The following is a 14886-nucleotide window of genomic DNA, read 5'->3' as shown; positions in this document are numbered from 1 at the left end:
CCCCTGTCCGCTCACCCGGAATTACGGCAAACCCCGGAACACCGGCACACCCTCCTGGAACGCGACCGTCAGCTCCATCCCGGCCCGCAGCTCGCCCTCCGCGCAGTCGACGACCTCCGTCATCATCCGCGGCCCCTCGGCGAGGTCGACGACCGCGGCGACGTACGGCGTGCGCTCCCCGAAGGGCGGAAGGTCGTTGCGGTGGACGACGGACCAGGTGTAGAGCGTGCCGCGGCCACTCGCTTCCTGCCAGGTCACGTCCTCGCTCCAGCAGTGCGGGCAGAACTCCCGGGGGTAGTGGTGCGCCCGCCCGCACGCCCCGCACCGCCGCACCAGCAGCCGCCCCTGCGCGGCCGCGTCCCAGTACGTCCGCGTGAAGGCGTCGATCTCCGGGAGGTCGTACCTCATCGGAAGAGTCCCAACGCGCTGTCCAGGGACCAGGTCTGCCAAGACATCCCGAACAGAGCCACCAGCGAGATCAGCGCCATCATCGAGTTCTGTCCCTGCTCCGCCCAGTCGTGGATCATGAGCGTGAAATAGAGGACGTTGAGCAGCAGTCCGCCGACGAGGGCGAGCGGAGTCAGGAATCCGGCGATCAGCCCGATTCCCAGGGCGAGTTCCGCGTACACGACGACGTATGCCATCAGGCGTGGCCGGGGCGCGACGACGACCTCGAACCCCGAACGCACCGCGTTCCAGCGGTGCTTGGCGGCCACATCCGCGGCCCAGGCGATCCCGGTGCCCCGCTCGAACCAGCCCTTCCTGTCCTTGTGCCGCCAGCTCTCCAGCCACCACAGCCCGAGCCCTATGCGGAGCACGGCCAGCCACTCGGCACCGGTGAGCCAGATCGCATCCATGGATCTGACGGTACGTCAGTTATCCGGGCGACGGAAGCCCGGAAGCAGGCCCCGCACGCCTCCCCCGCACGCACACAACCGCTCGCTCTACGCCACAAGCCTCACCCACTCCTCCCCACCTGTGATCGATCCGCAACCAATTCCGGTCTTGACCGAGACCCATCAACCCGGCATCTGATTACGCTCCGGGACATGCCCGACTCCACCGCGCCCGCGCAGGCCACGACAGATCCCCGCCCCGTCTACGTCATCGGCGGCGGCCCCGGCGGACTCGCCGCCGCCCATGCACTGCGCGCCCAGGGCATACGCGCGGTCGTCCTGGAGAAGTCCGACCGGGTCGGCGCGTCCTGGCGGAACCACTACGACCGGCTCCACCTGCACACCACCCGCCGCCTGTCCGCCCTCCCGGGGCTCCCGGTGCCGCGCCGCTTCGGCCGCTGGGTCTCCCGGGACAACGTGATCCGCTACCTGGAGAAGTACGCCGAGCACCACGAACTCGAGATCGTGACCGGTGTCGAGGTCTCCCGCGTCGACCGCACACCCGACGGCACCGGCTGGCTGCTGCACGCCACCGGCGGCCGCGAACTGACCGGCGGCGCGGTGGTGGTGGCCACCGGCCACAACCACACGCCCCGCGTCCCCGACTGGCCGGGCCGCGACACCTACACCGGCGAGTTCCTGCACGCCTCCGCCTACCGCAACGCCGGGCCCTACACCGGCCGCGACGTCCTGGTCGTCGGCATCGGCAACACCGGCGCCGAGATCGCCGTCGACCTGGTCGAGGGCGGGGCGAAGCGGGTACGGCTGTCCGTGCGCACGGCGCCGCACATCGTCCGCCGTTCCACCGCCGGCTGGGCCGCCCAGTACACCGGCGTCCTGGTGCGCCGGCTGCCGGTCGGCCTGGTCGACCGGCTCGCTCGCCCGCTGGCCAAGGTCAGCGTGCCGGACCTCTCCGCCCACGGCCTGCCCCGCCCCGACACCGGCCTGTACAGCCGGGTCACCGAGGGCGCGATCCCCGTCCAGGACGTCGGCCTCATCGACGCGGTGCGCCAGGGCAAGGTCGAGATCGTCGCCGCCGTGGAGGCCTTCGAGGAGGATGAGGTGCTCCTCGCCGACGGCAACCGAATCGGCCCGGACGCCGTCATCGCGGCCACCGGCTACGTCCGCGCGCTGGAGCCCCTCGTCGGCCACCTCGACGTCCTCGACGACCGGGGCAGACCCGTCGTGCATGGCGCCCGCACCCCGAAGAACGCCCCCGACCTCTACTTCACCGGCTACACCAACCCCATCAGCGGCATGCTCCGCGAACTGGCGATCGACGCGGAGAAGATCGCCCGGACCATCGCCAAGCGGAGCGCCGGACGCGTGTCCCGCCTCCCGGGGTGCGATGGGGCGTCGGCGCCCGCGTAGGCATGGCGGAGCGGCAGCGGCGCGAGGTCGCGCCGGGCGGCTGTGGGAGCTGCCTGATCGGGCACCGGCACTTGGCGGTCGCGCCTTGCGTGCCTTCGGTCATCCCCGCCCGCCCAGCATGATCTTCCACACCCGCGTCGCCACCTGGAGATTGAGTCGAGTGTCCACGTCCGCCAGGTCGAGGCCGCCGATGTCGCGGATGCGCTGGAGCCGGTAGCGCAGAGTGCTGCGGTGGACGGAGAGCGCTGCGGCGGTCTCGTCGTAATTGCCGCCGCAGTCGAAGTACTGCGCGAGTGTCGCCACCATGTCCGCACCGTGCTGTGCGTCGTAGTCGATGAGCTGGCCCAGCCACTCCTGTACGAACGCGTCGAGCTCCCGGAAGTCGTTGCCGGGCCCGAGGATCCGGTACAGGCCCAGGTCGTCGAAGAACGTCGTGCCTTCCTGTTCGCGCGACTGCTGCCGCACCTCCAGCGCCCGCAGTGCCTCGTGGTAGCGGCGGGGGATGCCGCTCGGGGTGTCGCAGCGCGGGCTTACTCCGATGGCGCCGGCGGTTGTTCCGAACTCCCGGGTCAGTGCCGCGTGCAGGGCTTCGCCGTCCGGACTCGTCGCGGTCAGCAGCACCACCTGGTCACCGCGGCGGGTGACCAGCGGTCTCAAGCCCGCCGTGGTTGCCGCTCGTTCGACGGCGCGCGTGAAGGAGTCGTCGGCCATTCCGCTTCGCCAGCGCACCACCACGACGTATTGCGCGCGGTGCAGGTCGTGGCCGACAGCTGCGGACCTGGCATAAGCGCTCGCCTCTTCGGTGCCCTCCAGCAGATCGTCGACCAGCTGGCGGTGCAGCCGAAGCTCGACCTCGGCCAGGTTGCGCTGATGCGCCAACTCCAGGGCGAGCGCCCCCACGGCGTGGTCCAGCGCGAACTCGGTGTGCTCGTCCGCCCTCTCCTCGGGGTCCACGACGGCCAGCACGCCGAGGATCTCCCCGTGCGGGCGGGCCACGGCAACGAGGCGGTTCCTGACCCGGACCGGTCCCGTCCCGTGAGCGACCTGCCGCAGCATCTCCTCCTGACGCTCCGGGGCCAGCGTCGGATAGGGGTCCGGTTGTCCTGGGCCCGCCCAGGACCGCAGGTTCCCGAAGCGGTCCTCGAGCAGCGTCGGCAGACCGGTGACCTCGTACAAGGCATGGGTGAGGGCGTCCTCGCCGCCGCCCAGGATCGCGACTCGGGCGAACGCGTCGTGCACGATCCTCTGGTGGTGCAGCTCGGTCCGCAGGGAGTCCAACTCATCCAGCGTCGTGACCAGCTCTACCCGCAGCCGGCTCAGCTCCCTGGCGTCCTCGTACAGCCGGCGCCGCGCGGCCGCCAGGGACAGAGCTGCCGAGGTGAGCCGCACGAGCGCGGTGATCAGCAGGCGGTCCCGCCGGCCGGGCAGGAGCCGGGACGACACCACCAGATAGCCGAGCAGACCACCGGCTTCCCGCAGACCGAACGCCCAGCCCCAGCGCCGCCCTGGGAAGACCACGGGGCCGTCCGCCTCGGCCAGCTCACGAACCCGCCGATCGACCGGCTCGTCGGCCTGCTCGTCCTTCGATGGTGCACGGACGAGTTCGTGGCCCGTCATGAGGTAGCCGGCCTCGGCCCGGAACGGGCCGAGGGAACCGACGTGGACCATGGCCAGGCGCAGGACGTCGCTCCCGTCCGTGCTGCCGAACAACTTCTGAGACAGCTCCAGCAGCCTGTGCGGGTCGAGTTCTCCGGGCAGCTGGTGGGATCCGGGCTGCTCGTCCGCCGAGCGGCGAGCGCCGCCTGGGGAACGGCTCTCCTCTCGGTCGGAGAGGCGATGGCACAACCTTCGTGCAGGACGGTCGGCGGCCATGAGATCACCCGTTCGCACCGACGTCGGAGATGTGGCTCAGCCATACCCTGAGTACCCCACTGCCCTGGGCTCACCCCACTGCCACCTTGTCCTCCCGGACCGACGGCACAGGCCACTTTTCACTCCGCGAGGCGCAGGCGCGGCGCCCCCGCCGGTGGCCAGTCTGGGTGTGCGGGGACCACTGGCGAACCGGTGACAGGAAGGACTGGGCCGATGAACGAGCAGGCCCGCAGGACCATCGCCTCGTACCCGACCTATCAGGAAGCCGAACGCGCCGTCGACCACCTGTCCGACCAGGGCTTTCCCGTTGAGAGGGTGGCCATCATCGGCCAGGACGTCCGCCTGGTCGAACAGGTGACCGGTCGTCTGGGTTACGGCGGGGCCGCGCTGCACGGAGCGGCCAGCGGCGCGCTGCCCGGCGTGCTCATCGGCTGGATATTCGGGCTGCTGAACTGGGTGAATCCAGTGCTCTCCGGGCTGCTCCTCGCCCTGTACGGCCTGATCTTCGGAGCGATCGTCGGTGCCCTGTTCGGCCTGGTGCTGCACGCAGCGCAGGGCGGTCGCCGGGACTTCGCCTCCATCCGCTCCATGCAACCGAGCCGGTACGACGTCATGGCGGACGAAGACGTCGCCGACGAGGCGGTCCGGCTGCTGGCCGGACCGGACAGCGGGGCCGACGCGACCAAGTCCGACGGGGTCTGGAAGAGCGGCCGGCCTCATGGCGGTGCCGCCGCCACCTGAACGACTGCGGAAAACCGGCCGCGCATGGCTCGGAGGGCGAACGATCGCCGACGGACGCGGCCCTCGCCTCGGAAGGAGTTCCTCATGGCCAAGGCAGTCGGAATCGACCTGGGTACCACCAACTCGGTGATCGCCGTCTGGGAGGGAGGCGAGCCGACGGTCGTGCCCAACAGCGAGGGCAACCGCACGACACCGTCCGTGGTGGCCTTCACCGACACCGGCGAGCGCCTTGTGGGGCAGCTGGCCCGGCGCCAGGCGATCCTCAACCCCAAGGGGACCATTTACTCGGCCAAGCGGTTCATCGGCCGGCACTACGACGAGATCTCCGACGAAGCCAAGGCCGTGGGCTTCGACGTCGTACCCGACGAGCACGGGAACGCGCGCTTCAAGGTGCGCGACAAGCTGTACGCACCGGAGGAGATCAGCGCCCTGGTGCTGCGCAAACTCGCCGACGACGCCGGCAAGCAGCTGGGCGAGCGCGTCACCGAGGCGGTCATCACCGTACCCGCCTACTTCAACGACGCCCAGCGCACAGCGACCAAGGACGCGGGCAAGATCGCCGGGCTGGAGGTCCTGCGGATCATCAACGAGCCGACCGCGGCAGCCCTTGCGTACGGAATGGACAAGAAGCAGCACGAGACGGTGCTGGTCTTCGACCTCGGCGGAGGCACCTTCGACGTGAGCATCCTCGACGTCGGTGACGGTGTGGTCGAGGTGCGGGCAACCGCGGGCGACAGCCACCTGGGCGGCGACGACTTCGACCGTCGCCTCGTCGACCACCTCGCCGACAGCTTCCAGAAGGACAACGGCATCGACCTGCGCAAGGACCCGCAGGCGCTGCAGCGGCTCTTCGAGGCCGCGGAGAAGGCGAAGACCGAGCTGAGCTCGGTGACCCAGACGCAGGTCAACCTGCCGTTCATCACCGCCGACGCCTCCGGTCCGAAGCACCTGACCACGACGATCATGCGGTCGACCCTCGAGCAGATCACCGGCGACCTGGTGGAGCGCTGCCTCGGCCCGGTCAAGCAGGCCATGGAGGACGCCAAGGTCAGCGAGAACGACGTCGACGAGGTCATCCTCGTCGGCGGCTCCACCCGCATTCCCGCGGTCCAGACCCTGGTCAAACGACTGACCGGCGGCAAGGAGCCCAACATGAGCGTGAACCCCGACGAGGTCGTGGCCATGGGCGCCGCGATCCAGGCCGGGGTGCTCAAGGGCGAGGTCAAGGACGTCCTGCTGCTCGACGTCACACCGCTCTCGCTGGGCGTCGAGACCCGTGGCGGCGTGATGACGAAGATCATCGAACGGAACACCACCATCCCGGTGCGCCGTACCGAGACCTTCTCCACCGCCGAGGACAACCAGCCCGCCGTGGACGTGGTGGTCCTCCAGGGCGAGCGCGAGCGGGCCGCCGACAACCGGGTGCTCGGCCGCTTCCAGCTGACCGACATTCGCCCGGCTCCGCGCGGAGAACCGCAGATCGAGGTCACCTTCGACGTGGACGCCAACGGCATCCTCAACGTCACCGCCCGTGACAAGGACACCGGCAAGGAACAGGGCATCACCATCAGCGAGAGCTCCAACCTCGACCGCAGCGAGGTCGAGCGCATGGTCCAGGAGGCGGAACGCAACCGCAGCGAGGACCAGGCCCTGCGCGAGGCCGTCGATGCCCGCAACGAACTGGACGCGATCGCCTACCAGGTCGAAAAGCGCCTCGGCGAGCTCGGCGACGCCGCGCCCGCACACGAGAAGGCCCGCGCCGAGATGCTGGTCGGGGAGGCCCGCGACGCGGTCAAGAACGAGGCCGGCGTCGACAAGGTCCGGCCGCTGATCTCCGAACTCCAACAGGTCTTCGCCGGACTCGCGGCCCACCAGGCCGGCGCGACCGCGGGCGGCCCGACGGACGCCGGTTCTCCGGACGGATCCGCGTCGGGCGGGGCCGCGCCGGGTGGTACCGGCAGCGACGACGACGTGATCGACGCCGAGTTCGACAAGGGCTGAGGTGCCCGCCATGCCGACCCCTGCCCAGGACCGAGCCCCCGATCCGCCGCCGGAAGACGCCGTACAGCCCCCGCGCGCAGACCTGCCGCAGCCAGGCCCTCCGACGGAGGAGGCCGAACCCGGACCCGACGCCGCGACCGGCGCGGGCACACCCGACGACGAGTACGCGGCCGCGCTGAAGGAGGTCGAGGACCGCTGGCGGCGTGCCCTCGCCGACCTGGACAACCTGCGCAAGCGGCACGCCAGGGAGCTGGAGCGGGAACGCGCTGCCGAGCGGGCGCGTACGGCCGCGGCCTTCCTGCCCGTCATCGACAACCTGGAGCTCGCTCTGAGCCACGCCGACGCCGATCCCGGCGCGATCGTCGAGGGCGTACGGGCCGTGCGTGACCAGGCCGTGAGCGCCCTTGAACGCCTCGGCTACCCGCGCCACGACGAGACGGGCGTCACCTTCGACCCCACCCGGCACGAGGTCGTCGGCGTGGTCCAGGATGCCGACGCCGAACCGGGCACCGTGGTGCAGGTCCTGCGCCCCGGCTACGGAGACGCCGATCGGCAGCTGAGGCCGGCCGCCGTGAGCGTCGCCAAGCGGGAGTGACGATCCATGGCACGCGACTTCTACGAAGTACTCGGCGTCCCCCGCACCGCCGACCGGGACGAGATCCAGCGCGCCTATCGCTCCCTGGCCCGCAAGTACCACCCCGACATCAACAAGGACCCCTCGGCGGAGGAGCGGTTCAAGGAGATCAACGAGGCCTTCAGCGTGCTGTCCGATCCGGAACAGCGGGCCCGTTACGACCGCTTCGGCGAGGACTTCCGCAAGGTTCCCGAGGACTGGGAGGAACGGGTCGGCGCCGGTGCGGGAGCCGGCGGGGGCTTCCGCTGGGCCACGGGCGGTGGCCCCCGGGTGCGGTACGGCACCACCGGCTTCGGCGAGGAAGGCGTCGACTTCGAGGACCTGTTCGGGTCGTTCTTCGGCGCCGGACGGATGCGAGTACAGGGAGCCGACCAGGAGGCCGAACTGCCGCTCACCGTGGAGGAGGCCTACCGTGGCGGCCGCCGCACGGTCACCCTCGCCGGGCCCTCCGGGCAGCGGCGCTACGAGGTCGACGTGCCGGCCGGGGTCACCGACGGGCAGCGCATCCGGCTCGCCGGCCAGGGCGGCCGGGGCAGCGGCGACGCCCCCGCCGGGGACCTTTACCTGCGGGTGCGGATCCAGCCGCACCCGGTGTTCCGCCTGGAGGGCAGGGACGTCCATGTGCAGCTGCCGATCACCCCGTGGGAGGCCGCGTTGGGCGCGACCGTGCCGGTGCCCACTCCCAGCGGCGCCACGGCGAAGGTGACCGTTCCCGCCGGGTCCTCCAGCGGGCGGCGGCTGCGGCTGCGCGGCGAGGGCATGCCGGGACCGCGCGGCACGGGCGGCGACCTGTACGCGGAGCTCCGGATCATGGTGCCGCCCCGGCTCGGCGACCGTGAACGTGCATTGTTCGAGGAGCTCGCCGCTGTCTCCTCCTTCGATCCCAGGAGAACCCGATGAGCGATCGACCGGCCCAAGGGCGCCAGGCGGCGTCGCGGACGGCTCCGGCAGGGGCGCGCGTCCAGTACGCGCTCGTGCCCGTTGCCCGGCTCTCCCTGGAGGCCGTGGCCCGCCGCTCGGGCCTACATCCCGACATGATCCGCCGGTTCGTGGCCCTGGGACTGGTGGACGCAGAGCGCGACGCCTCCGGACGGCTGGTGTTCGCCCCCACGGCTCCGGCCGCCCTCGCCCGCGTCCAGCGGCTGCGCACCGGGCTGTGCCTGAACTACGCATCCCTCGGTCTGGTGCTCGACCTGCTCGACCGCATCAGCCTGCTCGAAGCCGCGCTGCGCCGCGCCGGCACGAGGAGTGATCCACCACCATGGACATGAACCGCCTGACCCAGAAGTCCCAAGAAGCCCTCCAGGAGGCCCAGACCGCCGCCGTCCGCATGGGGCAGACGGAGGTCGACGGCGAACACCTGCTGCTCGCCCTCCTCGACCAGGAGGAGGGCCTGGTCCCGCGGCTGCTGCACCAGGCGGGCACCGAGCCCAAGGAACTGAGGGCGGCCGTAAAGGAAGATCTCTCCCGGCGACCCAGGGTGACCGGCCCCGGCGCGGCACCCGGGCAGGTCTTCGTCACCCAGCGCCTGGCCCGCCTGCTGGATGCGGCCGAGCGGGAGGCCAAACGCCTCAAGGACGAGTACGTCTCCGTGGAGCATCTGCTGCTCGCCCTGGCCGAGGAGGGTTCGGCGACCGCCGCCGGACGGCTCCTGAAAGAGCACGGCGTGACTCGCGAGTCGTTCCTGAACTCGCTCACCCAGGTCCGTGGCAACCAGCGGGTCACCTCCGCCAACCCCGAAGTGGCTTATGAGGCGTTGGAGAAGTACGGTCGCGACCTGGTCGCCGAGGCCCGGTCCGGGAAGCTGGACCCGGTCATCGGCCGGGACGCGGAGATCCGCCGCGTCACCCAGATCCTCAGCCGCAAGTCCAAGAACAACCCCGTCCTCATCGGGGACCCGGGCGTCGGCAAGACCGCCATCGTCGAGGGCCTGGCCCAGCGCATCGTGCGCGGTGACGTGCCCGAGGGTCTGCGCGAGAAGACGGTGTTCGCCCTCGACATGGGCTCGCTGGTGGCCGGCGCCAAGTACCGCGGCGAGTTCGAGGAACGGCTCAAGGCCGTGCTCAGCGAAGTCAAGGCAGCGCAGGGCCGGATCCTCCTCTTCGTCGACGAGCTGCACACCGTCGTGGGCGCGGGCGCCGCCGAAGGAGCCATGGACGCGGGCAACATGCTCAAGCCGATGCTGGCCCGCGGCGAACTGCACATGATCGGTGCGACCACGCTCGACGAGTACCGGCAGCACATCGAGAAGGACGCCGCCCTCGAACGCCGCTTCCAGCAGGTACTGGTCGACGAGCCCAGCGTGGAGGACACCATCTCCATCCTGCGCGGCCTGCGCGAACGCCTGGAGGTCTTCCACGGCGTCAAGATCCAGGACACCGCGCTGGTCGCGGCGGCGACGATGTCCCACCGCTACATCACCGACCGCTTCCTGCCCGACAAGGCCATCGACCTGGTCGACGAGGCCTGCGCCCGGCTGCGGACCGAGATCGACTCCATGCCCGCCGAACTCGACGAGATCACTCGCCGGGTGACCCGCCTGGAGATCGAGGAGGCGGCCCTGTCCAAGGAGACCGACCCGGCCAGCAAGTCCCGCCTGGAGGAGCTGCGCAAGGAACTGGCCGACCTGCGCGCCGAGGCCGACGCCAAGCACGCCCAGTGGGAGGCGGAACGGCAGGCCATCCGCCGGGTGCAGGAGCTGCGCCAGGAGCTGGAGCAGGTCCGTCACGAGGCGGAGGAGGCCGAACGGAACTACGACCTCAACCGCGCCGCGGAACTGCGCTACGGCCGTCTGCGGGACCTGGAGCGCCGCCTGGCCGCCGAGGAGGAGCAACTCGCCGCCAAGCAGGGCCAGAACCGGCTGCTGCGTGAGGTCGTCACCGAGGAGGAGATCGCCGAGATCGTCGCCGCCTGGACCGGTATCCCCGTCGCCCGCCTCAAGGAGGGCGAGCGGGAGAAGCTGCTACGACTGGACGAGATCCTGCGCGAGCGGGTCATCGGCCAGGACGAGGCCGTCAGTTTGGTGGCCGACGCCATCATCCGGGCCCGCTCCGGCATCCGCGACCCGCGCCGGCCCATCGGCTCGTTCATCTTCCTCGGCCCCACGGGCGTCGGGAAGACCGAACTGGCCAAGACGCTCGCCCGGGCCCTGTTCGACTCCGAGGAGAACATGGTCCGCCTCGACATGAGCGAGTACCAGGAGCGCCACACCGTCAGCCGTCTGATGGGGGCGCCACCCGGATACGTCGGCTACGAAGAGGGCGGCCAGCTCACCGAGGCCGTGCGCCGCAAGCCGTACTCGGTCGTGCTGTTCGACGAGATCGAGAAGGCGCACACCGACGTCTTCAACACCCTGCTGCAGGTCCTCGACGACGGCCGCATCACCGACTCCCAGGGCCGCACCGTCGACTTCCGCAACACCGTGATCATCATGACGTCCAACATCGGCTCCGAGCACCTCCTCGACGGCGCCACCGCCGAAGGGGAGATCAAGCCGGACGCCCGGGCGCTCGTCATGGGGGAACTGCGCGGCCACTTCCGGCCGGAGTTCCTCAACCGGGTCGATGACATCGTGCTGTTCAAGCCGCTCGGCGAGGCCCAGATCGAGCGGATCGTGGAGCTGCAGTTCGACGAGCTGCGCCGTCGGCTCGCCGAGCGTCGCATCACCGTCGAACTCACAGACGCGGCACGCGAGTTGATAGCCCACCAGGGCTACGACCCGGTGTACGGGGCACGGCCCCTGCGCCGTTACATCTCCCACGAGGTCGAAACCCTCGTCGGACGGGCCCTGCTGCGTGGCGACGTCCAGGACGGCGCCACCGTCCGGGTCGACGCCCAGAACGGCGAACTGGTGGTCACCTACGATCAGCCCGAGGACGTGGGCGAGGCGAGGGCGGCATGAGCACTCTGCAGGCCACGAACGTCACCTGCCCGCACTGCGGGCGCACCAACCGGGTGCCCGCGGCCGCGGAGGGCCGCCCCACCTGCGGCAACTGCAAACAGCCCCTGCCGTGGATGGTCGACGCGGGCGACGACGACTTCGCCGAGGTCGTCGAGCAGGCCACCGTGCCCGTCGTCGTCGACCTGTGGGCCACATGGTGCGGCCCCTGCCGGATGGTGAGCCCCGCGCTGGAGAAGGTCGCGACCGATCTCGCAGGAAAGATCAAGCTGGTCAAGGTCGACGTCGACAAGAACCCGCGCCTGGCACGCCGGTTCGAGGTCCAGGCGGTGCCGACGCTGCTGGTCCTCGACAAGGGGCAGACCATCGCCCGGCAGGCGGGGGCCGCGCCGGCGCCTGCCCTGCGGCAGTGGGTGGAGCGGTCGATCGCGGGCCGCGAGCCGGCTCAGAAGGGCGATGGAGCATGACCGTACGGACCGACCCCCACCTCGCACTCGTACGCCCCGTCGCCCCGCGCGCCCCGGGCTGCGAGGAATGCCTGGCCACGCGCTCCCCCTGGGTACACCTCAGGCTCTGCCTGACCTGCGGCCACGTCGGCTGCTGCGACTCCTCCCCGAACCGGCACGCCCGCCGTCACGCCGCCACCGAGGGCCATCCGATCGCGGCCTCGCTGGAGCCCGGCGAGGACTGGCGGTGGTGTTTCGTCCACGAGGCGTTCGTGTGATGTCCGGCGACGAGACGCGGCAGCGCGCAGCGCCGGTGCCGGTGCCGGACGAGGCGGAGGAGACCGTCCCCTTCGAGACCCCCGACGTCTACGGTGCCTATCCCCGCCTGTCGGACGACCAGATGGCCCGCCTGGCGCAGCACGGCCGGCGGCGCTCGGTGAACGCCGGTGACGTGCTGATCCGGGAGGGGGAGCGCTGCGAGACGTTCTACGTCGTCCTCAGCGGCTCCGTCGCCATCGTCGAGGACTACGGCACGCCCGACGAACACCTGCTGCGCGTGCACGGCCCCGGCCGCTTCATCGGCGAACTCGGCCTGCTCAACGGACAGGTGGCCTTCTACACCGCCGTGGTCCGCGAGCCCGGCGAGATCCTCGCCCTGTCCATCGACCAGCTGCGTCACCTGGTGACCCGGGACTCCCACCTCGGCGACCTGATACTGCGTGCCTGCCTGGGCCGCCGTGCCCTGCTCGTCGGGCAGGGAGCCGGTTTCCGCATCATCGGCTCGCGCTACTCGCCCGACACCCGGCGGCTGCGCGAGTTCGCCGCCCGCAACCGGCTGCCGCACCGCTGGGTCGACCTCGAGACGGACGAGGAGGCGGAGGCGCTGCTACGTCGCTTCGACGTCGGTCCGGAGCAGACGCCGCTGGTCATCTGGCGTGACACCACCCTGCTGCGCAACCCCAGCAACGCCGAACTGGCGCGGCTCATCGGCCTGTCACCCCTGCCCGCGGGCAACGGCCGCGGCGACCTGCTCATCGTCGGCGCCGGCCCGGCAGGTCTCGCCGCCGCGGTGAACGCCGCCTCCGAGGGCCTCGGCACGACCGTGGTCGAGGCCATGGCCACCGGCGGCCAGGCCGGGACGTCCTCGCGCATCGACAACTGCTTCGGCTTCCCCTCCGGTATCTCCGGCGCCGAACTCACGGAGCGCGGAGTGCTCCAGGCGGACAAGTTCGGCGCCCGGATCAGCGTTCCGGCGGAGGCGACCCGCCTGGAGCCGCGTGACGGCCATTACGCCGTGGCGTTCGCCGACGGCAGCGAGATCACCGCCCGCGCCGTCGTCCTGGCCACCGGAGCCCGCTACCGCCGTCTCCACGTGCCCGGCATCGAACGCCTGGAGGGCACGAGCGTCCATTACTCGGCCACCGTCTACGAGATCCAGCAGTGCCGCACCGACCCCGTGGCCGTGGTCGGCGGCGGCAACTCCGCGGGCCAGGCCGTACTCTTCCTCGCCGGCTACGCACCTCAGGTGTATCTGCTCGTCCGCGGGCCGAGCCTCGACGCGCACATGTCCCGCTACCTCATCGACCAGATCGAACGCCACCCACGGGTACGGGTGCTCCTGCACACCGAGGTCACCGAGGCCATCGGCGACCAGGTGCTGGAGGCGGTCGACGTGGTCGACCACCGCACCGGGGAGCACCACCGGGTCGAGGTCCGTGCCCTGTTCGTCTTCACCGGCGCCGACCCCCACACCGAATGGCTGTCCGGCACGCTCGTCCTCGACGCACGCGGCTTCGTGCTCACCGGGGCCGAGGCCCAGGCCTGCTCCGTCCCCGAACTGTGGCAGAGCCAAGGCCGCAACTGCCTGACGTTGGAGACCAGCCTGCCGGGCGTCTTCGCGGCCGGTGACGTTCGCAGCGGCTCGGTGAAACGAGTGGCCTCCGCGGTCGGCGAAGGCGCGATGAGCATCCACTTTGTGCACCGCTACCTGGGCCACACGCCCGTACCCGGCGGCACGGACAGCTCCCCACACACCCGTCCCAAGGAGTCCGCATGGCTCGCATGACACAGAGCGGGCGATGAGATCACAACAAGGAGATGGAGGCGATTGGCATGGCTACGCCCGTCCGGCGCCACCGCGGTGGCGTAATGCAGGACAGGCCCCTCGCATGGGCACGCAATCCGCTGACGGAGTTCGACCAACTCGTCAACGAGATGAGCGGGCTGATCGAATCCACGGTGGGCGGCGCGGCGCCGGCAGTCGCGTGGACGCCGCTGGCGGATGTCACGGAGTCCGACGAAGCGTTCCATGTCGAGATAGAACTCCCCGGCGTCAAGAGCAAGGACGTCGACGTCGAAGCCAGCGGCCAGGAGCTGGTGGTCACCGGGGAGATCAAGGAGAAGGAACGCAAGGGCGTCCTGCGCCGCAGCACACGCCGCACCGGAGCCTTCGAGTACCGGCTGCGGCTGCCCGGAGAGTTGGACACCGACAAGATCAAGGCACAGATGTCGGACGGGGTGCTCTCGATCACCGTGCCCAAGGCGGAGGTTGCCAAACCCCGGCACATCGAGATCAGCGAGACAGGCCAGAGCGGCGAGAGCAGCTCCTGAGATGCCGAACGCGGCGGTGCCGGACACCGATCCGGCACCGTGGCCAGGCCAGGCAGACTCGCTGCCCGGGCTGATGGCCATGAACGACGTCGCCTACCACAGCGGCTCACTGCGGCGGAGACTTGGCACCCGGTTCCCCACCGGCTTCCTTTCGGCGCCGCAGACGCCAGGCGCGCAGCAGCCGCAGCGGGAGCAGACCCAGCGGTGCTCGCCGGCCCATGTCCACCCGGTCCTCGCGATCGAACGCCCGCGCGTAACGCTCGGCGTCCTCAGCCGTCGGGTACCGCTTGCTCCCTTCCGCTCCGCACCCACGGGCGCAGCGCCAGAGCATCGTGTCGCCCTCCGCGAGGAAGCGAAAACGGTGTCCGAGAAGGTGGCAGCGCAGCACAGATGACCACCCTATGCAGACCGGACCCA

Annotated in this window: 15 protein-coding genes; 12 read left to right on the top strand and 3 right to left on the bottom strand. The window is 70.7% G+C overall.

Annotation, left to right across the window (positions count from 1 at the left end; translation table 11 throughout):
- Nucleotides 1-21 precede the first annotated feature (21 nt).
- Both StrepF001_RS00415 and StrepF001_RS00410 read right to left on the bottom strand, forming a co-directional pair.
- Nucleotides 22-408 carry a Zn-ribbon domain-containing OB-fold protein gene (locus StrepF001_RS00415; protein WP_129796359.1) on the bottom strand — a complete coding sequence of 129 codons (387 nt, stop codon included), beginning with the start codon at nucleotides 406-408 and terminating at the stop codon, nucleotides 22-24.
- The gene (locus StrepF001_RS00410; protein ID WP_129796358.1) at nucleotides 405-857 is read right to left on the bottom strand and encodes a DoxX family membrane protein; all 453 of its coding nucleotides are present in this window, start codon (nucleotides 855-857) and stop codon (nucleotides 405-407) included. The genes StrepF001_RS00415 and StrepF001_RS00410 overlap by 4 nt, the downstream gene beginning before the upstream one ends.
- 192 nt (nucleotides 858-1049) lie before the next feature.
- Here StrepF001_RS00410 and StrepF001_RS00405 point away from each other — a divergent pair, with 192 nt between their 5' ends.
- On the top strand, nucleotides 1050-2267 hold the full coding sequence (locus StrepF001_RS00405; RefSeq protein WP_129796357.1) for an NAD(P)/FAD-dependent oxidoreductase: 1218 nt from the start codon (nucleotides 1050-1052) through the stop codon (nucleotides 2265-2267).
- A gap of 99 nt (nucleotides 2268-2366) precedes the next feature.
- On the opposite strand, the gene StrepF001_RS00400 is transcribed toward StrepF001_RS00405, so the two are convergent.
- Nucleotides 2367-3935: a helix-turn-helix domain-containing protein gene (locus StrepF001_RS00400; protein ID WP_240797298.1), complete on the bottom strand. Its 1569-nt coding sequence runs from the start codon at nucleotides 3933-3935 to the stop codon at nucleotides 2367-2369.
- A 417-nt stretch (nucleotides 3936-4352) separates the two neighbouring features.
- Between StrepF001_RS00400 and StrepF001_RS00395 the strand changes: the two genes are divergently transcribed.
- The 11 genes from StrepF001_RS00395 (at nucleotide 4353) to StrepF001_RS45335 (ending at nucleotide 14863) form a co-directional block, all read left to right on the top strand.
- Nucleotides 4353-4880 carry a general stress protein gene (locus StrepF001_RS00395; RefSeq protein ID WP_240797208.1) on the top strand — a complete coding sequence of 176 codons (528 nt, stop codon included), beginning with the start codon at nucleotides 4353-4355 and terminating at the stop codon, nucleotides 4878-4880.
- A gap of 84 nt (nucleotides 4881-4964) precedes the next feature.
- Entirely contained in the window at nucleotides 4965-6881 is a 1917-nt protein-coding gene (gene dnaK, locus StrepF001_RS00390) for a molecular chaperone DnaK (protein ID WP_129796355.1), read from the top strand.
- Between the two features lie 10 nt (nucleotides 6882-6891).
- Nucleotides 6892-7476, top strand: a complete 585-nt coding sequence (locus StrepF001_RS00385) for a nucleotide exchange factor GrpE (RefSeq protein WP_129796354.1) — start codon at nucleotides 6892-6894, stop codon at nucleotides 7474-7476.
- A gap of 6 nt (nucleotides 7477-7482) precedes the next feature.
- Nucleotides 7483-8415 (top strand): J domain-containing protein, encoded by a 933-nt coding sequence (locus StrepF001_RS00380; RefSeq protein WP_129796353.1) that lies wholly within the window; start codon nucleotides 7483-7485, stop codon nucleotides 8413-8415.
- Entirely contained in the window at nucleotides 8412-8786 is a 375-nt protein-coding gene (locus StrepF001_RS00375; protein ID WP_129796352.1) for a chaperone modulator CbpM, read from the top strand. Before StrepF001_RS00380 ends, StrepF001_RS00375 begins: the two co-directional genes overlap by 4 nt.
- Nucleotides 8777-11416, top strand: coding sequence for an ATP-dependent chaperone ClpB (clpB, locus tag StrepF001_RS00370; RefSeq protein ID WP_129796351.1), 2640 nt, complete (start codon nucleotides 8777-8779; stop codon nucleotides 11414-11416). Before StrepF001_RS00375 ends, clpB begins: the two co-directional genes overlap by 10 nt.
- Nucleotides 11413-11880, top strand: coding sequence for a thioredoxin (gene trxA, locus StrepF001_RS00365; RefSeq protein ID WP_129796350.1), 468 nt, complete (start codon nucleotides 11413-11415; stop codon nucleotides 11878-11880). The genes clpB and trxA overlap by 4 nt, the downstream gene beginning before the upstream one ends.
- Nucleotides 11877-12137, top strand: a complete 261-nt coding sequence (locus StrepF001_RS00360; RefSeq protein ID WP_129796349.1) for a UBP-type zinc finger domain-containing protein — start codon at nucleotides 11877-11879, stop codon at nucleotides 12135-12137. Before trxA ends, StrepF001_RS00360 begins: the two co-directional genes overlap by 4 nt.
- Nucleotides 12137-13924: an FAD-dependent oxidoreductase gene (locus StrepF001_RS00355; protein ID WP_129796348.1), complete on the top strand. Its 1788-nt coding sequence runs from the start codon at nucleotides 12137-12139 to the stop codon at nucleotides 13922-13924. The genes StrepF001_RS00360 and StrepF001_RS00355 overlap by 1 nt, the downstream gene beginning before the upstream one ends.
- A 47-nt stretch (nucleotides 13925-13971) precedes the next feature.
- On the top strand, nucleotides 13972-14469 hold the full coding sequence (locus tag StrepF001_RS00350; RefSeq protein WP_129796347.1) for an Hsp20/alpha crystallin family protein: 498 nt from the start codon (nucleotides 13972-13974) through the stop codon (nucleotides 14467-14469).
- A gap of 1 nt (nucleotide 14470) precedes the next feature.
- A complete protein-coding gene (locus StrepF001_RS45335; RefSeq protein ID WP_165396110.1) occupies nucleotides 14471-14863 on the top strand; it encodes a hypothetical protein in 393 nt (130 codons plus the stop codon).
- Nucleotides 14864-14886 lie beyond the last annotated feature (23 nt).

The sequence above is a fragment of the Streptomyces sp. F001 genome (assembly GCF_004187715.1).
Lineage (GTDB): Bacteria > Actinomycetota > Actinomycetes > Streptomycetales > Streptomycetaceae > Streptomyces > Streptomyces flavusporus.
The sequence above is the reverse complement of the archived record's forward strand: the minus strand, read 5'-3'. Positions and strand labels throughout refer to the sequence as shown.